At 37.7% G+C, this 18,866-nt stretch carries 16 protein-coding genes; 2 read left to right on the forward strand and 14 right to left on the reverse strand.

The window, feature by feature from the left end:
• Positions 1 to 77: 77 nt before the first annotated feature.
• Together IGJ93_RS09160 and IGJ93_RS09165 are read right to left on the reverse strand one after the other, a co-directional pair.
• Complete coding sequence (locus tag IGJ93_RS09160) at positions 78 to 2,162, reverse strand: ABC transporter permease (RefSeq protein ID WP_075491624.1); 2,085 nt, start codon at positions 2,160 to 2,162, stop codon at positions 78 to 80.
• Complete coding sequence (locus tag IGJ93_RS09165; RefSeq protein ID WP_071868189.1) at positions 2,152 to 2,919, reverse strand: ABC transporter ATP-binding protein; 768 nt, start codon at positions 2,917 to 2,919, stop codon at positions 2,152 to 2,154. Before IGJ93_RS09165 ends, IGJ93_RS09160 begins: the two co-directional genes overlap by 11 nt.
• A gap of 304 nt (positions 2,920 to 3,223) precedes the next feature.
• Between IGJ93_RS09165 and nrdD the strand changes: the two genes are divergently transcribed.
• Entirely contained in the window at positions 3,224 to 5,407 is a 2,184-nt protein-coding gene (gene nrdD / locus IGJ93_RS09170) for an anaerobic ribonucleoside-triphosphate reductase (protein ID WP_067480422.1), read from the forward strand.
• Between the two features lie 145 nt (positions 5,408 to 5,552).
• Entirely contained in the window at positions 5,553 to 6,155 is a 603-nt protein-coding gene (gene nrdG, locus IGJ93_RS09175; protein WP_067480419.1) for an anaerobic ribonucleoside-triphosphate reductase activating protein, read from the forward strand.
• Positions 6,156 to 6,239: 84 nt separating this feature from the next.
• Here nrdG and IGJ93_RS09180 read toward each other — a convergent pair whose 3' ends face one another.
• From IGJ93_RS09180 to recR, 12 genes are all read right to left on the reverse strand, one after another.
• The gene (locus IGJ93_RS09180; protein ID WP_430596921.1) at positions 6,240 to 7,760 is read right to left on the reverse strand and encodes an MFS transporter; all 1,521 of its coding nucleotides are present in this window, start codon (positions 7,758 to 7,760) and stop codon (positions 6,240 to 6,242) included.
• A 20-nt stretch (positions 7,761 to 7,780) separates the two neighbouring features.
• Entirely contained in the window at positions 7,781 to 9,196 is a 1,416-nt protein-coding gene (uxaC, locus tag IGJ93_RS09185; RefSeq protein WP_270492374.1) for a glucuronate isomerase, read from the reverse strand.
• 101 nt (positions 9,197 to 9,297) lie between these two features.
• A complete protein-coding gene (uxuA, locus tag IGJ93_RS09190; protein WP_067480411.1) occupies positions 9,298 to 10,371 on the reverse strand; it encodes a mannonate dehydratase in 1,074 nt (357 codons plus the stop codon).
• A 2-nt stretch (positions 10,372 to 10,373) separates the two neighbouring features.
• Entirely contained in the window at positions 10,374 to 12,002 is a 1,629-nt protein-coding gene (locus IGJ93_RS09195; RefSeq protein WP_270344778.1) for a mannitol dehydrogenase family protein, read from the reverse strand.
• A 428-nt stretch (positions 12,003 to 12,430) separates the two neighbouring features.
• Positions 12,431 to 13,546, reverse strand: coding sequence for a DNA polymerase IV (gene dinB / locus IGJ93_RS09200; protein WP_071868185.1), 1,116 nt, complete (start codon positions 13,544 to 13,546; stop codon positions 12,431 to 12,433).
• A 563-nt stretch (positions 13,547 to 14,109) separates the two neighbouring features.
• Entirely contained in the window at positions 14,110 to 14,982 is an 873-nt protein-coding gene (gene rsmI, locus IGJ93_RS09205) for a 16S rRNA (cytidine(1402)-2'-O)-methyltransferase (protein ID WP_270659599.1), read from the reverse strand.
• An 84-nt stretch (positions 14,983 to 15,066) separates the two neighbouring features.
• Complete coding sequence (locus tag IGJ93_RS09210; protein ID WP_067480400.1) at positions 15,067 to 15,414, reverse strand: DNA replication initiation control protein YabA; 348 nt, start codon at positions 15,412 to 15,414, stop codon at positions 15,067 to 15,069.
• A complete protein-coding gene (locus IGJ93_RS09215) occupies positions 15,407 to 16,231 on the reverse strand; it encodes a PSP1 domain-containing protein (RefSeq protein ID WP_067480397.1) in 825 nt (274 codons plus the stop codon). The genes IGJ93_RS09210 and IGJ93_RS09215 overlap by 8 nt, the downstream gene beginning before the upstream one ends.
• Before the next feature lie 29 nt (positions 16,232 to 16,260).
• A complete protein-coding gene (holB, locus tag IGJ93_RS09220) occupies positions 16,261 to 17,205 on the reverse strand; it encodes a DNA polymerase III subunit delta' (protein ID WP_071868184.1) in 945 nt (314 codons plus the stop codon).
• Between the two features lie 8 nt (positions 17,206 to 17,213).
• Positions 17,214 to 17,543, reverse strand: coding sequence for a cyclic-di-AMP receptor (locus IGJ93_RS09225; RefSeq protein WP_422718728.1), 330 nt, complete (start codon positions 17,541 to 17,543; stop codon positions 17,214 to 17,216).
• 14 nt (positions 17,544 to 17,557) lie between these two features.
• Positions 17,558 to 18,202 carry a dTMP kinase gene (tmk, locus tag IGJ93_RS09230; protein ID WP_067480385.1) on the reverse strand — a complete coding sequence of 215 codons (645 nt, stop codon included), beginning with the start codon at positions 18,200 to 18,202 and terminating at the stop codon, positions 17,558 to 17,560.
• Positions 18,203 to 18,266: 64 nt separating this feature from the next.
• On the reverse strand, positions 18,267 to 18,863 hold the full coding sequence (gene recR / locus IGJ93_RS09235; protein ID WP_067480382.1) for a recombination mediator RecR: 597 nt from the start codon (positions 18,861 to 18,863) through the stop codon (positions 18,267 to 18,269).
• Between the last annotated feature and the right edge of the window lie 3 nt (positions 18,864 to 18,866).

Below are 18,866 nucleotides of genomic sequence, written 5' to 3' on the forward strand. Positions count from 1 at the left end.
TTCTCCTATTCAACGCACAAAAAAACAACACTCCTATCGACTGTCCATCGATAAAAGTGTTGTGGGTTTCATTTTATTTATTCTTTGATAATTCGATAGTACCAACGACAAGTAATCACATAAAGCAGCACATAGACAACCACAAGTAGTCCACAGACTAAGTATGCAAGCCAGTAATCAGCAGTCTTAATGTATTGAGCAAAGACATTAATTGCAAAAACGGCATGCAAAATACCTAAAATCATTGACGGGAAAAAGGTAATCGCATTTTGCCCATAAATCATCAAACTTACTCTTCTTTGTGGGATACCTAGTTTCGTAAGTAAATGATAATTTCCTTTTTCTTCTTCTGCTTCTGCTAACTGCCGTACCATTAAGATACTACCCGTCGTAATGACAACAATCATCCCAACGAATAACGAAACAAACGTGTAACTCCCCGTTTGGCGATAAACCGAACGCATCTGTGGATACCTTGCTGTAAAATTCAAGCGTGCGGACTGCCCTGTTTCTTTACTCGTATCAGCAAAATCTTCCGTTGAACTATCTTCAAATGCCTCATCGTCTTCTGTAACTTTTGCAACGATTTTCCCAGTCAATTGCTGCTGATTGATTTCATATTGATACGCAACAGAATGATTCCAGTTGATTTCAACTTTTCGATCCAAAATCTCATTAATAGCTTCATTATTTCCACCAGTTACATTCCAATGAACAACTTGATACGCCGCTCCTGGTGTTGCGTGATAAATTTTCTCACTGACAATCAATGTTGGGCCACTGTAACGCATCGCGCTCTCACCTAAGACATCAGGATGGATGGATTGAATTTTCAAAGCTGTTTGATTCGGCAGGTAGATTCCCTTTCCATAAATCGAAATATTTCTCACTAATGACTGGACTTCATCCAACAATACCGTGTGCTTATCCGACTTCAATCGAATGTTTGGCAATCGAGGATTCATTTTTCGGAAGTCTTGATATTCTTTCTCTGTAATTAAATTCACCAGTTGAAACTCTTGCCCATCTTCTACTTGTCCAAGACGAAAATCATGTACACTTCCAACTACTTTATAGTTCAATATCATTTCTTGTGTAATTTTTTGCTTTTCTTTAGCTAAAATCGGTGCAATAAACTCAGCTGTTTGGGCATCTAATTGATAATCCGTTGCGTTTTCAATGTCCGTTGTATGCGTCAATAAGGTAGATAAGGAAGTCACCCCACCAATCGTAGCTAAAGAAACACCTAAGATCAACGTAATCAAGGAACTTGTTCGCCAGCCTTTCATCAGATGGATCTGAGTATTGCCAATCATCAACAGATTAATTCCACGGTAACTAACTTTCCATTTACTAAAACTATTGAGCAAGAAGCGTAAAGAAAAACAGAAAAACAGATACGTACCAATCACGCATAGGATAAAAATCAAGAAGGGATAACTAAAAATCAACCCAAATTGAGCACCATTTTCAACTAACCAAGTCAAGTACTCTCGAAAATGAATTGCCCCAAAATAACCACTTGTCAGCAGAAATAAGCCGATAATACCCAACAAACGATGTCTGGTTCGCAAACGCATTTTTTTACTAACCACTCGCTCTGTATTACCAAAGCTTTGAATCATCGGGTAACGCCAAATCTTCCAAGTCGAGTGTACCGACACAATCAAAATAATCAGAAAAAATGCAACCAACGTATCGACAATGGACGACCAAGAGACAAAAAATGGACTAGTAATTTGCATTCGCATCATTCGGACTAAAATCATTTGAAAGAGTTTTGAAAAAATAATTCCTAACAGAATTCCTGTTATACAAGAAAATAAGCCAATCACCATCGTTTCAATCAGATAGATAGAAGAAATCTGAAACTTACTTACACCAAACAATTGATAGATACCGATTTCTTTTTCACGACGGTTTAGAAAAAAACGATTCGCACTAAAAACAAAAAACAGTAATACCAAGGTAATCATGAACGTTCCAAAACCGAGTGCACCGTCAATAGAACCATCTTGACTGGCACGGCGAACTAACGATTGATCGTACGTCATCGAATTGAAGGAATAATAAATCATAACTGAAAAGGTCAGACTAAAAAAATAAATCAAGTACCCTCGCGACTGTCTAAGTAAACTTCTGGCAGCCAACTTATAAAGCATTGATTTTGCCACCTCCCCCGATTGTCGCTTGCATATCGATCACTTTTTCAAAAAATTCACTTCGCGAGCCACGACGAACAACTTCAGAAAAAATCACACCGTCTTTGATAAATAAAATGCGATTACAATAACTTGCGGTGTAAGGATCATGGGTCACCATCAAAACAGTTGCTTTTTCTTTTTGATTCATCAACGTTAAATAATTTAATAATTCTGTTGCTGATTTTGAATCAAGAGATCCTGTTGGTTCATCTGCAAAAATAACTTTTGGATGAACAACCAAGGCACGCGCCGCCGCAATTCGCTGGCGTTGTCCAACCGATAATTCATCTGGGTAGCGTTTCATGATTTCTTCAATATCGAGTAGCTGTGCCACATGTAAGACACGACGCTCCATTTCTTCTTTCGGTATTCGTTCCACTGCTAAAGGCAACAAAATATTATCTTTTGCATTCAAGGTATCTACTAAATTAAATTCCTGAAAAATAAAGCCTAATTGCTTTCGTCTAAAATCACTAAGCTGACTACTCTTCATTTTAGTGATTTCTTTTCCTTCAATCGTGACACTTCCCATAGTTGGCAAACTGATCGTCGATAAAATATTCATCAAAGTTGTTTTCCCTGCACCACTTGGACCCATGATTCCTACGAATTCTCCTTCGTCCACAGTGAAAGAAAGATTGTCTAGTACTTTGACGGGTGCTAATTTATTTCCATAAATTTTACTGAGATGTTTCACCTCAATCATTCGTTCCATGTGTTTGCCCTCCTAAAATATTCCTCACTACTTTTATTATACTTGCATCGTAGCATAGTCTTTTGTTTTTTTCTCTTTAGTTTTTGTCACTTGGAGCAAAAAAAATGTTTTTTTATTTTTTTAATTTTTTTTTATTCATTTTATAAATCCTGTACTTTCACGTTTTCACTTTTTTTCACAAGGAAATATACACCATATATGGTATATTCACTTATTTATACATCGACAAACCCACTACATATAGTTGCCCGTTTCACTGATTTGTTTTATGATAGACAAGAACAATTTAGTAGGAGTTGAGAAGATGAAGGTAAACTATAAAGAAATTCCAGCCAATGAAGTACAAGCATCAACAATCAAAATCATCAAACGTGATGGTCGTCACGTCGACTTTGATGAACAAAAAATTAATGAAGCACTAGTGAAAGCTGAAAAGAAAGTTCATGGCTCTTTATCTCCACTTGCCTATGAACGTATTCAGACAATCGTTGATTTAGTCGTTACTGAAATCAATAGTCGTTTTGTTGAAAATGTTAAAATCTATGAAGTTCAAAATATCGTTGAACACATTCTACTTGAAAAAAATGAATATGAACTTGCTGAAGAATATATCAATTATCGGACACGCCGTGATTTTGAACGTAGCAAAGCAACTGATATTAACTTTTCCATCGAAAAATTGATTAACAAGGATCAAACAGTCGTCAATGAAAATGCGAACAAAGACAGCAATGTTTTTAACACGCAACGTGATTTGACTGCCGGAATCGTTGGTAAGTCAATTGGCTTGAAGATGTTACCTCCTCATATTGCCAATGCACATCAAAAAGGCGATATCCATTATCACGATTTGGACTATCATCCATATACACCAATGACTAATTGCTGTTTGATCGACTTTAAAGGCATGTTAAATAATGGGTTTAAAATTGGAAATGCTGAAGTTGAATCACCAAAATCAATTCAAACAGCAACTGCCCAAATCTCACAAATCATCGCCAACGTAGCTTCTAGCCAATATGGTGGCTGCTCGGCAGACCGTACAGATGAATTACTTGCCCCATTTGCTGAATTAAATTACCAAAAACATTTAAAAGATGCAAAAGAATGGGTCGAAACAACTGAGCGACAAGAAGCTTATGCCAAATCAAAAACGAAAAAAGATATTTTTGATGCGATGCAAAGTTTAGAATATGAAATCAATACGCTGTTTACCTCTAACGGACAAACACCTTTTACTTCTCTTGGCTTTGGTCTTGGTGAAAATTGGTTTGAACGTGAAATTCAAAAAGCCATTCTACAAATTCGAATCAACGGACTTGGAAGCGAAAAGCGGACAGCTATTTTTCCAAAACTTATTTTTACCCTCAAAGCTGGCGTGAATCTTGCTCCAACTGATCCAAACTATGATATCAAAGAATTAGCTTTGGAATGTGCAACTAAACGGATGTATCCAGATATTTTAAATTACGATAAAATCGTTGAACTAACTGGTAGCTTCAAAGTCCCAATGGGTTGTCGCTCATTTTTACAAGGCTGGAAAGACGAAAATGGAACAGAAATCAATGTAGGACGCATGAATCTAGGTGTTGTCACACTAAACTTGCCTCGAATTGCAATTGAAGCAAAAGGAAATCAAGAAAAGTTTTGGCAATTATTATCTGACCGTCTTGAAATCATGAAAGACGCACTTGTTTATCGTGTAGAACGTTGTAAAGAAGCTATTCCTGCGAATGCGCCTATTCTATATATGTATGGTGCTTTTGGCAAACGTCTGTCACGTACAGATGCCGTTGATGAATTATTCAAAAACCGTCGGGCAACTGTCTCTCTTGGTTATATTGGTTTATACGAAGTCGCCTCTGCTTTTTATGGTGGTGAGTGGGAATCAGATCCGGAAGCAAAAGAATTTACCTTAGCTATTCTTAAAAAATTAAAAGCCAATGCAGATAATTGGGGTGATGAATATGGCTATCACTTTAGTGTATATTCAACACCAAGTGAAAGTTTAACTGATCGTTTCTGTCGTTTAGATACTGAAAAGTTTGGCATCATTGATAACATTACAGACAAAGAATACTATACAAACAGTTTCCATTACGATGTTCGTAAAAATCCAACACCTTTTGAAAAACTTGATTTTGAAAAAGATTACCCACAATATTGTTCTGGTGGTTTCATCCACTATTGTGAGTATCCAATGTTGCAACAGAATCCAAAAGCATTGGAAGCTGTTTGGGACTATGCTTACGACAAAGTTGGTTACCTTGGAACAAATACACCAATCGACCACTGCTATGAATGTGGTTTTGAAGGTGATTTCACTCCAACAGAACGTGGTTTTGAATGTCCTGAATGTGGCAACCACGATCCAAAAACTTGTGACGTTGTTAAACGTACTTGTGGTTATTTAGGTAATCCACAAGCTCGCCCAATGGTTCATGGACGTCATAAAGAAATTTCTTCTCGTGTAAAACACATGAAATAGTCCATTACCCGATTGTAAAACTGAAAGTTGTGATAAAAATCAAATTGCTTTTTGTCACAACTTTTTTGATAAGCACTTTTCCACTAATTTAGATTACTTTGGTAGCTAAACTGCAAGAACTTATACTATAGAAAGAAGTGTTTTGATGAGAAATCCAAAACCAAAAGAATGGTTAGCTGAAGATTATAGTCAAAATTATATTGCTGACTATAAAGCATTTAATTTTGTCGATGGCGAAGGTGTCCGCAATAGCTTATACGTCAGTGGTTGCCTGTTTGCTTGCGAAGGTTGTTTCAATAAAGCAGCTCAAAATTTCCGCTATGGAAAACCATTCACTCAAGAACTAGAGGAACAAGTAATCGAAGACCTTCGCCATGATTATGTTCAAGGTTTGACCTTACTTGGTGGGGAGCCCTTTTTGAATACAGATGTTTGTTTGCAAGTTGTTCGTCGAATCCGTCAAGAGTTTGGTCATACTAAAGACATCTGGTCGTGGACTGGTTATACTTTTGATGAATTGTTACAAGACTCCGAAGATAAGCTAGCTTTACTAGCAGAAATCGATATCTTAGTTGATGGTCGTTTTGATCTTTCCAAACGTGATTTGAAACTACAATTTCGTGGAAGCAGCAACCAACGAATTGTCGATGTTCAAAAATCTTTAGCACAAAATAAAGTCGTTATCTGGGAAAAATGTTTCGACGCTACTCAAACATACGAGCAAATCAAAAAACAAGATTTGATTTGACAAGAAGCACAACCAGCTACCAGAGTTGATTATTCAGTCAACTTTGGTAGCTGGTTGTTTGTTTTCCTATTTTAAATTTATTATTTAAACATTCGGTTGCTTTGGCCACGCCTCTTGATAAGGATGTCCGGTTAATTCTTCTACTACATCTTTTGCTTCTGGTGTCACCATTGCTTTCAAGCCACCATCTTCCAAACGATCAATTTCATGTTTCAACACTTCATGCGTTTCACGATTCAATTTAAACGTCAGAGCCATCACTAAAGCACAAGAAATCAGAACGACGGGTGCAATAAAGAAAATCAAGGCGATGCCCGTTTGAATATGGTGAGGGGTATTCGTAAAATTCGTCATTGTTTTTGAATCAAAACCAATCGCTGCTAGTAAAATCCCGGCAATCCAAGAAGCTAATGCACCAGTTGATTTTCTAAAGAACGTCATCACTGCTGCATAAATTCCGGCACGATCGCCTCGAGTCATCATGCGGTCAACATCTGGAATAAAGGGAAAAACATTCCAAGGTGTAAATTCTAAAATTGCACGCGCACATTGATAAAATACGGAAATAATTACTAAGACCCAAAAAGCATTTTGGATGTGCAGTGCCCAAGTTAAGAGGTACCCAACCATCGTAACAATAATCGTAACGTAGCTTAGCATAAATAAGTAACGAGGGCCACGAGTTAACATCAGGCGTGCAGCCACCAATGTTGCAATGATTCCAAAAATGGAAAGTGCTTGAAGTGTCCACGGTGTATCCTCTTTTACGCCATGAATACAACAAATAATAAAAGTTGGTAACAACGTAGAATAAAAATCTTTCCCAGTAAATGATAATAAGTAAATACCTAAATGTTGACGAAATGCTCGATTTTTGAAGGTTGAAAAATAATCTTGGACTGTTTTCTTCATAAATTCGCCTAAAGATAATTTGGGTTGACTTTCTAACTCTGCTAAAAATTCAGGCGTTAGCGGACGTTCCCACGTTGTTCGGTAAGAAATAAAAATCGCAACAACAAAAATCACCGTCCAAATAATGCCCGTAATCAGATAAGCATTTTGGTTTTCCATATGCTGCAACGCTGCTAATACTAAGAAAACAAGTGCTGTCCCCGTTGCAGAAATAAACATACGCGAGCTAGATAAAATCGTACGCAGATTATAATCATCGGTCATTTCTGTTGGTAAAGTTTCCCACGGAATCAAAATCATGGCAATTGCAAGTTCGATTGCTACATAAATAACTAGATAATAGATCCAACTATCTGCCTGAACCCAGAACAACGGAAAGAGAATCGTAAACAAAATTCCGCCTAATAAAATAAAGAAATGACGACGTCCGAAACGTTGACCTAATTTTGTCCGATAAAAGCCATCCGTAATCGCACCAAAAAATAACGAAAACATGGCGTCAATGATCCGACCAATCCCTGTGATTGCTCCGGCAAACGCTGGATTGATTCCTTGACTCAACACGAAAGCGAAAATAACACCTGAAACGATATTATTCCAACCACCACCCATTAAATCAGTTAATCCATAGGCAACTCCTCGACCAATTGTAATTTTTTTCGGTTGATAAACCCACTGCTTATTTTTGTCCATTTCTCTTCATCCACCCTCCGTCAACTTTCAAAAAAGCCAAAATATTCATGTGCATTGCCATAACAAATATCTTTGACGATCTGTCCCAAATATTCATCTTCCTCAGGCAATCGGCCTTGATCGACCCATTCACCTAAGAGCTGACATAATACGCGACGGAAATATTCATGACGTGGATAACTCAAGAAACTTCGAGAATCAGTCAACATCCCAGTAAAGTTAGCCAACAAACTTTGTTGTGCCATAATCGTTAGTTGCTTGCGCATTCCTTCACAAGTGTCGTTAAACCACCACGCACAACCCAGTTGAAGTTTCTGAACAATTTCTCCTTGAAAACTTTGCATGGCTGTTGCTAATGGTAACCAGTCATTTGGATTCAACGAATATAAGATTGTTTTTGGTAACTGATTTGCCTCTTCTACCTCAGCAAATAAGTTTACGATATTTTTTGTCAGTTCACTTTGATCCCCCATTGAATCACCACCAACATTGATTCCGATTTCTCGTTTCATTTTCGTTGAGTCGTTGCGAAACGCGTTCATGTGCATCTGCATCGTCCATTGACGCTGATGATATTCTCCCATCAAATGCTTTTGGATTGCTGTTGTAAATTGAGCCACTTCCGTTGTTGTAAAGTTCGTTTCTCCAGTTAGTGCACGTGCTAAAATTGCATCTAATTCTTCATTGGTTGCCGGCGCATACACAAACGTATTCAATCCTTGATCTGCTAAACGTCCCCCCATTTCGTGGAAAAATGCTACACGATTTGATAAAGCAATTGTTAAATCTGCAAACGTTTGAATTGATTGTTGTGCACTCTCACCTAGTTTTTCTAAGTATTCACGATATTCTTCTGTAGTAATTGCCCAAGTGTTATCTGGACGAAAAGTTGGCAATACTTTAAAGGAATTATGTTCTTGTGCTAATACTGCATGATACCCTAAGTCATCAGTAGGATCATCGGTTGTGCAGATTGCTTTAACTTTCATCATTTCTAATAATTTTTTTGGTCGATACGCATCGGTTTGAATTTTTTCATTGGCTTGTCGCCAAATTTCTGGTGCATTTTTTTGATTAATGATTAAATCAATAGCAAAGTAACGACGCAACTCTAAATGAGACCATTCATAAATTGGATTTCCCGGAGCTTTTTCCATTGTTCGAACAAAGGCCAAAAACTTTTCATAATCATCACCATCGCCACTAATTAGTTCTTCAGCGATACCATTAGCTCGCATCAAACGCCATTTATAATGATCGCCTGCTCCGCGATTGTTGAGCCAAACTTGAGTTAGGTTCTCATACTGTTGATTTTCAAAAATGACTTTTGGCTCTAAGTGACAGTGGTAATCAATAATTGGTTCATCTTTGGCATACTGATGGAATAACTTGCGTCCTACTTCATTGGTTAATAAAAAATTTTCATCTAAAAACATAGTTAAGCGCTTCCTTCTTTTTGATTTTTATTCAGAGGCTGAACTTAAAAATTGCTCAGCCTCATTCCTTTTCTGTTGACGTTAAAGATGATTCCTTTCAATTATTTTTGATTTTCTTTTTCTAATGCTTCCCAAAGACCATTCAAATACACCGCCCCAAGTGCGCGATCATATAAGCCATAACCCGGGCGTCCTGTTTCCCCCCAGATCATTCGTCCATGGTCAGGACGGATATAACCATTAAACCCATTGTCATACATTGCTTTTAAAATTCGATACATATCTAATGATCCGTATTCTGATTTGTGTGGTGCTTCATAGAAATCTTTTTCTTGGATAAATTTGATGTTACGAACATGGGCAAACGGAATCCGATCTCGTTGACAAAATTCTGCCATGATTTCATAAACATTATTTGCTGGGTCTTCCGCAATGCTACCTGTACACAACGTAATTCCATTTGCAGGACTATCAACTACTTGACAAATCCAGTCCAAGTCTTCTCGATTTTTCACGATTCGTGGCAAGCCAAAAATCGAATACGGTGGATCATCTGGATGGACCGCCATTTTTATACCAACTTCTTCACAAGTCGGAATAATCGCCTTCAGAAAATAAGCAAAGTTTTCGCGTAACTTAGCTTCATCCACCTCTTTATAGGCTTGAAGTAATTCTTTTACTTGTGCCAAACGTTCTGGTTCCCAGCCCGGTAACTCAAAGTCATTGCTGGAATTTTCAACTTTTTTAATAATCTCTTCTGGATCTTCCGGAATATCTGCTGCAATATACGCTAATGTTGAGGAACCGTCTGACAAGCGATAATCGAGATCGGATTTTACCCAGTCAAAAACAGGCATGAAATTATAACAGATTACTTCAATACCAAATGCTGCCAAATTTCGAATCGTTTGTTGATAATTTGCAATATATCGGTCCCTACTTGGCAAGCCAATCTTGATAGCATCATGAACGTTAACACTTTCTATAACTTTTAACGTTAAGCCTGCTGCTTCAATTTCTTCTTTCAGTGATTTGATTCGTTCTTTCGGCCACACTTCTCCAACGGGGATATCCATAAGTGTTCCCACAATCCCCTTCATCGCTGGAATTTGTCGAATTTCTTCTAAAGTAATCTTTTCTTCTTGTGAACCGTACCATCTAAAAGTCATTTCCATGATTATTTTCCTCCGAAATTTGTTAAGTAGGTACGAATCGTTTGTCTAACTGCTCCTGGACCTACTAACATTTCTGTTACTATTTGTTCAATTTTTTCGCCAAGGCCTACTTCATATAAATTTGAACCAAAAATTGTTTCATTGGCTAAAATACTTGCAACACTTTGATGAATTACCTCTGGCGATTGTTCACCTAAATGAAGACTTGCCAGCTGCTCCTGTAATTCAGCTAACAATGGATCAGGGCTTGGTACAAATTCATTTCCTTCATCATCAACTGCCAACAAGTAACGTAACCAAGCTGCAATTGCCACTGGAATAAATACGAGAGATTGCGCAGCTGACTTTTCTGTATATTTTTTAATGGTTTCACCAAAACGAATTGCCACTTTTTGCGAAGTATCGCTCGCAATTCGTTGCGGTGTATCAGGTATGTTGGGATTAGGCAATCGTTTCTTAATCACCTCATCAATGAATTGTTTAGGATCAATTATTTGGGGATCTTCTACTACTGGTAGGCCTTCTTGATACCCAATTGCTTTAATCAATCCCACAATCTCTTCGTCTTCCATCTCAGCTGCAATCGATTGATAACCAAGCAAACAACCAGTAATTGCCATTGCCGTATGAAGTGGATTCAAACATGTTGTTACTTTCATCACATCTGCTTTATCAACAATTTCCTGGCTCGTAAGGACGACACCTGCCTTTTCCAACGCAGGGCGCCCATTTGGAAAATGATCTTCGATAATCAAATAATGAATAACCTCTGTATTCACAAATGGTGCAATATTCGTGCGTTTTTCTGTATGAATAATTTCCATATCAACAAAACCGAGCTTCTCAAGTTCCGCCTGTACAATTTTTGCGGGGTTTGGTGTAATGCGATCAATCATGCTCCAAGGAAAGGTTACTTTTTCTGAATCAGTTAAATAATCAAGAAATTCATTGGAAACAAACCCTTTTTCTTGCCAGCATTTGGCAATTGTCAGTACGCTATCTTGGAATCGCTTTCCATTTTGCGAAAAATTATCAGTTGAAATCATGGCAATCGGTAATTTTCCCGCTAAAAATCGTTTGTGTAATAATGCGGTCACAATGCTCATCGTATGTTGAGGAGCTTCAAGACCATTTTCAATATCTGCTTCTACTACTGGGAAAAATTTCCCAGCAGCGTCTTTCAAGTGATACCCTTTTTCAGTAATCGTAAAGGTGGTAAACTGTAAGCTAGGATTTTCAAAATAATGAACAACTTGTGCAAAACTTTCTTTCTCACTAGGATGACAAAAGAAAGCATCTGCTGTTGCAGCTAAAAGCTTTTTATCTAACATTCCATCATCATGCATCACTACTTCCACTACATCACTATGAAATGGTTTGTAAGCCTTCTCAATTATTTCTTTGTCTAAAGTTTCACATACAACTATACCAGCAGCTAATTCTTTTTTATCAGCTAACCGTTGTGCAATCTCTGCGTGAAACCCACGATATAAATTTCCACCACCAAAATGAAGCCACACAGGTACTTCTTTTCCCTTTTCCTTGACTGAAGCAACATCATAGTTAGGAATAGTAATTCCTGCCTGTTTTAACTCAGTTAGTGATTTTTGCCAATCTTTTAAGTCAATCACAAAATCCCCTCCAAACTGATATATCAGTTGTTTTGATACTTGCATTATATTCGCCCATTTAGGCTTTGTCAATACGTCGATTTCATTTATTTTTATCTTATAATTAAAAAAACAGCAAATACTAATATATCAGAAAACCCAAAAAAGGGTGTGGCATAAGTCTTGCCACACCCTCTTTTTAAGAGTAAACGGTGTTCCCAAACCAACTCCTCGAGATAGCTTGCATTCACTCCAAAATATAAAGAGCTATTTTGAGTGCTTGCTCGCTATCTGTTCGGAGCTAAGCAGTTTGCGCCACAGCCTTATCCACGGTGTTCAAGAAGTAACTTCCTTAAAATAAGTCTAAATTACTCAAAAATTTGAGAAAGATTTCTGGTAATTTATTCTTATTTATTGGAGCTAGGCACTTCTTTTACAACCTCTCCTAATCAATCCTTCAAATCCCATAAAGGTAAAACAATATTTTCATAGGTCATAGGATCTAAGTTCGTAAGTGTGATTCCTAACAATCGAACACCCTTCTCTACGCCCAAAACTTCTTCCCAAATCAAACTAGCTTGATAATATAGAGCTTCTTTTTTGTAAATATATTCAGGTAACGTTACCCGCTTCGTAATTGTTGAATAGTCCGTATAGCGAACTTTTAATACGACTGTTTTTCCATGCTTTTGAACTTTTCGTAGTGCTTCTTCTACCTTTTCTGCCAACTGTCGAAGCTGTGCCAAAACAGCTTCTTCTGTTTGCAATGGCTGACCATAGGTATGCTCTTTACCAACTGATTTTCGCTCTCGAGTTACGTTGACTGGAGAATCATGAATCCCGCGAACTTTTCGATAAAGTGAATAGCCCATTTTTCCAAAGTTTTGAATCAGCTGCATTTCACTCATTTCATATAAATCTGCACCTGTAAAAATTCCTAGCTCATTCATTTTAGGAACTGTTTTTTTACCAACACCATGAAATTTTTCAATTGGTAATTTTTTCAAAAAAGACACCGCTTCTTGAGGAGTCACCACAGTAATCCCTCTTGGCTTTTGATAATCAGAAGCCAGTTTTGCCAAAAATTTATTGTAGCTGACTCCTGCCGAGCAAGTTAAATGAACAGCTTCCCAAATATCTGCTTGGATCATTCGAGCAATTTTAATTGCTGATTTACACCCCACTTTGTTTTCTGTCACATCCAGATACGCTTCGTCAATACTGACAGGTTCAACGATATCCGTGTACCGGTGAAAAACTTCTCGAACGATTTGGGATACTTCAGAATACTTTTGATGATCGCCAGGTTTAAAAATAGCTGTTGGACACAATTCAAATGCTTTTTGCGCACTCATCGCTGAGTGAATTCCATATTGTCTGGCTTCATAATTTGCTGTTGTCACGACACCCCGACCACCAGTATCACTTGGATGGCGAGCAATAACCAACGGATGTCCTCTGAATTCTGGATGATCTCGTTCTTCAACCGAGGCGAAAAAAGCATCCATGTCGATATGGATGATTTTTCTAGATGTATCATTATGTAAAGGAAACTGTAGTTCCATATTTATTCACCTCGACCTTACTCTCTTTGTTATTATAGTCGAACTTTTGTTCCCTATCAAGCAATTGTGATTTAAATCTTATGTTTTGAAACATGCGTGATTATTGATAAAGAGCGTTACTTTTTTTGTTGCTTAATCATGAAATGGTTCCATTTACTCGGTGCAAAATCATTCATTCGGTTCGCTTCATGCAAAAAAGAAGTAAAAACGATAGACTACTCACCATTCCAGATAGTATACGCTAAATTTTTATCATCATTAGATATGAAAAAACTTTCAATCTAAAATTTGGTTAACAGTCCTTTATTAGTCTATGGAAAGGACTTTTTTATCGTTGAAACTATTTCGTACACATGTAGAAACACCTAGCTTTTGTTTCGCACGTAAAACAGATGAAACCGACTAAAGTCATTAATAAACAAGCGTACACATTTCTGAAATTCAACACTCCTCTTCCCACTTATTTTGAGTAACATGTATTAAATCAGCTTTTAGACAAAAAGTCGGGAACAAAACACATGCTTTGTTCCCGACTTTTTGTCTATTACGTTGAAATTTTGTTCTCATTCATCTAATTCATGAAATTGTCGATAGACTTCTTGCTTTTTCAGATGATTCATTGCAGCCACTTTTTTAATAGCAGCATTTGGTTTCTCACCAGCTGTAATCAACGCCTCTACTTGCTCCTTCAAAGAAACTTGATTGACTTCCTCTGCTTCGATCAGGCGACCATCATCGCCCGCAACCATCAAGCAACATTCACCTTTGATTTGATTTTCTTTTAGATACATTAATAGTTCGTCTACGTCTCCACGTAGATATTCTTCATGGATCTTCGTTAGTTCTCGACATAGAACCACTTGGCGATTTCCAAATACCACGCGTATGTTTTCGAGTGTAGCACTTACACGGTATGGTGATTCATAAAAAATAAGTGTTGCTGTTTGGGTCTTTAATTGCGCCAAAGTTTCTTTTTGTTCTTTCTTTTTCCTTGGTAAAAATCCATAAAATAAAAATGGTTGTGGTACGAGACCTGAAGCAATCAAAGCCGTGATACCTGCCGTAGGTCCGGGTACCGAAACGACTGGGATTCCTTCTTCGATACATGCGACGACTAATTCGTGACCAGGATCGCTAATAGAAGGCATTCCCGCATCACTCACTTGGGCAATCGATTGTCCTATTTTCAATTGCTCGAGTAAGTACGGAATTCGTTCTTTATAGTTATGTTCATGCAAACTTTTTTGTGGTGTCTCCACTTCAAAATGGTTTAATAATTTTTGTGTATTACGTGTATCTTCACTTGCAATCAAATCTGCTTCATGTAACAGACGAACACTCCGGTAAGTCATATCTTCAAGGTTACCAATCGGCGTAGGAACAAGATACAAAGTTCCTATACCTGAATGATCCTTAAAACTTTTTTGATTATACATTTCCTGCCTCCTTAATAAAAAAAGAGCGAAGACACAAGTCGAACGACTCACGTCTTTGCCCCTAGCATAGACAACTTTTTAGTATTAGCGTCCACTTTCACGATAAATGACTTCTAAACAAAACGCGCAAGGCTCATCATTTTCGCGACGTGAACCATAGAGATCATAACAAACATGAAATCCTTCTTCGTAAATTTTTTCTAAATTCATTCGGGATTTTGACAGTTCTTGTTTGACGCTTTCAGCAGGTGCTTCTGCCACTTGATTCAACTCACGCAAATGTTCACGCAGGCGTTGGTTTTCCATCTCAAGCGTAGTATTTTTTTCGACGATTTCATGAAGTGCGTGCTTCATTTCTACTAATTCAGTTAAGGTATTTCGTAATTCTGATTCTAGCTGGTTTAAGCCGTCATATAAAGATCGCTTATCCATTCATCTCACCTACTTGAATGAAGTCTTTTAATTCATCCCATTCATACTCCACTGGATTTTCTCGTCCTGTCAGCCGAACTTTTACAATTCGGCTAAGCAGGTTTAATCCTACGACTTTCCCTTTACCATCAGGTGTTTCAATCATTTTTCCAAAGTCAGGGAGTTCTTTTTTTGCCGCCTCATATTCTGCGCTCTCATATTGCAGACAACACATCAACCGTCCACATAAGCCAGAAATTTTTGTTGGATTCAAAGAAAGCCCTTGATCTTTTGCCATTTTGATTGAAACCGGTACAAAATCTCCTAAAAATGTCGAACAGCATAATGGTCGACCACAGGGGCCTATTCCACCAATAATTTTCGCTTCATCACGAACGCCAATTTGACGTAACTCGATCCTAGTCCGAAAAATACTTGCTAACTCTTTCACCAATTCCCGAAAGTCAATTCGTCCATCAGCAGTAAAAGAAAAAATCATTTTACTTCGATCAAACGTGTACTCCACCTTCACGATTTTCATTTCTAATTCGTGTTCGCGCGCTTTTTGTTTGGCGATTTTTAACGCTTCGGTAGCATCTTGTTGATTTTTTTGTTCTTTTGCTAACTCGGTAGCCGAGGCTTTATGCAAAATGGGTTTGACTTCTTCTGGTAAATCTTGGGAATCAAGTTCTCGTTTGGGAATGGCAACTGTTGCAATATGTAAGGTTTGTTGAGATTCGACTAACACCTTATCATTATAAAAATATTCAGAATCCCCTGGCGCAAAATAATAGATATGCCCAGCATCTCTATAACGGACGCCTACTACTTCTACCATTTCCAACCTCCTTGGTTACTCAGCTATAATTAAAAAATCGTTTGTAAAACGAACTGTTCAGCTACTGCTTGAAAACTCACATTACTGCGTAGTTTTTGTTCAGCAACTAAAATATGTTCAATGATTTGATTGGCTTTTTTTGTCTTGTTTGATTCTTCAGCAAAAATTGCTTGTTTTTGTGCTTCTTGGAAATAAAATAACAGAATTGAAAGTGCCATAAACTGTTGACTTTTTTCCTTAAATACTTTGGTCAATTTCTTTTGGACATAGATAAATGCTTGTGGGTCTTGCTTTTGTAGATAGGTGAACCACTGATAAATCGAGTCCTTAGCCTCATTAAACCATTCATCTTCTGAGATTTCAACTGCTTTTCGTAAACTGTTGGTTAAGAATGCCAAAAGTTTCGCTTTTTCCAATGGAATTTGTTCTTCTTGTAGCTTGTAGATTAAAACTTCTTTTGAAAGTTCTTGAAAATGCAAAACTTGGCAACGTGATTGAATCGTTGGTAAAATTCGGCCAATCGCATCTGTTTCTAAAATCGCTAGAAAATCACCCGGTGGCTCTTCTAAGAACTTGAGTAGACTATTTGCCGCACTCACATTCATTTTCTCTGCTTCCTTGATTATGAAAACTTTCTTTTTTGATTCATATCCACTTCGACTAAATTCTGTTTGTAAACGACGAATTTGATCTACCTTGATTGTTTGCCCTTCAGGTTCGACCACTAATACGTCTGGATGTTCGTTATTTTGAATCCGCTGGCAGTTATTGCAAACACCACAAGGCTGGTTATCTGTTAATTGTGTACAAAATAAATGCTGAGCCAACCAAATACCCATTTCATGTTTACCCGTTCCTTTTTCGCCCTCAAAAAGATAAGCATGAGCGAGGCGCCCATGCTCAAAACTTCGTTGAAGCTGTTGATAAACGAAATGTTGCATTTGAGCCAGTTTTACTAACTCTTCTTGTTTCATAGCTCCTCCTAAAAATGATGGAATCCTTCGACAGGTAAAACAAAGACTGTTGCTCCGCCAACTTCCACCTCTACTGGGTAAGGAACGCCGCCATCCATAGAAATATCTAACGTAACTGGTGTTGAAACAAATTGTTTACGAGATTCACAAGTCTTCTTGATAATTTCAAGCGCTTCATCTACTCGGTCATCTTCAATCCCTACAATAAATGTGCTATTGCCAGCTTTTAAAAAGCCACCAGTTGAAGATAATTTTGTTGCTCGGATATTGGCATCAATCAATTCATTAGATAAACGGTTACTATCTTTGTCTTGGATAATAGCTAAAATAATTTTCATACACAGTCACCTTCCTAATTTTCAAAAAATTGTGGATATTTCTCAATAATAGCATAATAACTAGCCTGAAGAACTTCTTCAAAACTCAATCTTGCATCAATTTTATGAATACGTTCTGGGTATTCTTCCGCAAGTTTTAGATACGCATGACGAACCCGTTGATGAAACTCAAGTCCCTCAGAATCTAAGCGATCAATTTGATTCTGGCGATTTTTTTGGATACGATGCAACCCGGTATCAGAATCAACATCCAGATATAAAGTAAAATCAGGCGTCAATCCTTCCGTTGCAAACTCATTTAATCGAGCGATTTCACGCATGCCAATACGTCGTCCAGCACCTTGATAGGCAAGTGAACTATCCACAAAACGATCACAAAGAACAATATTTCCTTCTTTTAATGCGGGCAAAATCTTTTCAACTAAATGTTGTCTTCTAGCAGCTGCATAAAGAAGTGCTTCTGTTCGTTCATCCATCCGTTCGTTTTTAGGATCAAGAATGACTTGGCGAATTTCTTCCGCAATTGGAATACCACCAGGTTCTCTTGTTTGAATCATTTCTGTTTTTGCGACTTTTTTCAATAGAGGAAATAATTCCTTCAGGATGCTCGTTTTTCCAGCACCATCCGGCCCCTCAATTGTGATAAATAGTCCGTTCACACTTTTGCCTCCATCTCTTGCACTACATCTTCATTGTAGCTGAAATTCAAATTATTTCAAAAAATTACAGCTCACGCCGTCCTTCAACTGCTTTTAACAACGTAACTTCATCCGCATACTCGATATCTGAACCGACAGATAAACCATGTGCTAGTCGAGTGACTTTGATGCCAGCAGGTTTGATTAAACGAGATAGATACATCGCAGTTGCTTCACCTTCCGTTGTTGCGTTTGTTGCTATGATGACTTCTTTTACCTCATCGTTATGCAGTCGTTGCAATAAAGAGGAAATATTGATATCTTCTGGTCCAGTTCCTTCAGTTGGCGATAACACGCCATGAAGAACATGGTATAAGCCATGGTACTCGCGCATTTTTTCCATTGCCATCACATCTTTGGGTTCCTCGACTACTAAAATAATACTGCGGTCGCGTGACGGATCTTTACAAATTTCGCAAGGGTCTTCTTCAGTAATGTTTCCGCAAATGCTACAAAAGTGCAAATCACGCTTGACACTCAACAACGATTTGGCAAATTCATTAACTACTTCATCTTTCATATCGATTGTAAAAAATGCTAAACGTGTAGCCGTTTTTTGACCAATCCCAGGAAGTTTCATATAGCTGTCGATCAGTTTGGCAATTGGTTCTGGATATTGCATAAT

The organism is Enterococcus sp. DIV0174, from assembly GCF_050529065.1.
GTDB classification, from domain to species: domain Bacteria; phylum Bacillota; class Bacilli; order Lactobacillales; family Enterococcaceae; genus Enterococcus_B; species Enterococcus_B thailandicus.

Coding starts and splice junctions, on each gene's coding strand:
- holB (WP_071868184.1), bottom strand. CDS start 17,205: ATGAAACAAGAAGAGTTAGTAAAACTGGCTCAAATGCAACATTTCGTT.
- IGJ93_RS09160 (WP_075491624.1), bottom strand. CDS start 2,162: ATGCTTTATAAGTTGGCTGCCAGAAGTTTACTTAGACAGTCGCGAGGG.
- uxuA (WP_067480411.1), bottom strand. CDS start 10,371: ATGGAAATGACTTTTAGATGGTACGGTTCACAAGAAGAAAAGATTACT.
- recR (WP_067480382.1), bottom strand. CDS start 18,863: ATGCAATATCCAGAACCAATTGCCAAACTGATCGACAGCTATATGAAA.
- nrdG (WP_067480419.1), top strand. CDS start 5,553: ATGAGAAATCCAAAACCAAAAGAATGGTTAGCTGAAGATTATAGTCAA.
- rsmI (WP_270659599.1), bottom strand. CDS start 14,982: ATGTATAATCAAAAAAGTTTTAAGGATCATTCAGGTATAGGAACTTTG.
- nrdD (WP_067480422.1), top strand. CDS start 3,224: ATGAAGGTAAACTATAAAGAAATTCCAGCCAATGAAGTACAAGCATCA.
- IGJ93_RS09225 (WP_422718728.1), bottom strand. CDS start 17,543: ATGAAAATTATTTTAGCTATTATCCAAGACAAAGATAGTAACCGTTTA.
- IGJ93_RS09165 (WP_071868189.1), bottom strand. CDS start 2,919: ATGGAACGAATGATTGAGGTGAAACATCTCAGTAAAATTTATGGAAAT.
- uxaC (WP_270492374.1), bottom strand. CDS start 9,196: ATGTTTTTAGATGAAAATTTTTTATTAACCAATGAAGTAGGACGCAAG.
- IGJ93_RS09210 (WP_067480400.1), bottom strand. CDS start 15,414: ATGGATAAGCGATCTTTATATGACGGCTTAAACCAGCTAGAATCAGAA.
- IGJ93_RS09180 (WP_430596921.1), bottom strand. CDS start 7,760: ATGGACAAAAATAAGCAGTGGGTTTATCAACCGAAAAAAATTACAATT.
- IGJ93_RS09215 (WP_067480397.1), bottom strand. CDS start 16,231: ATGGTAGAAGTAGTAGGCGTCCGTTATAGAGATGCTGGGCATATCTAT.
- dinB (WP_071868185.1), bottom strand. CDS start 13,546: ATGGAACTACAGTTTCCTTTACATAATGATACATCTAGAAAAATCATC.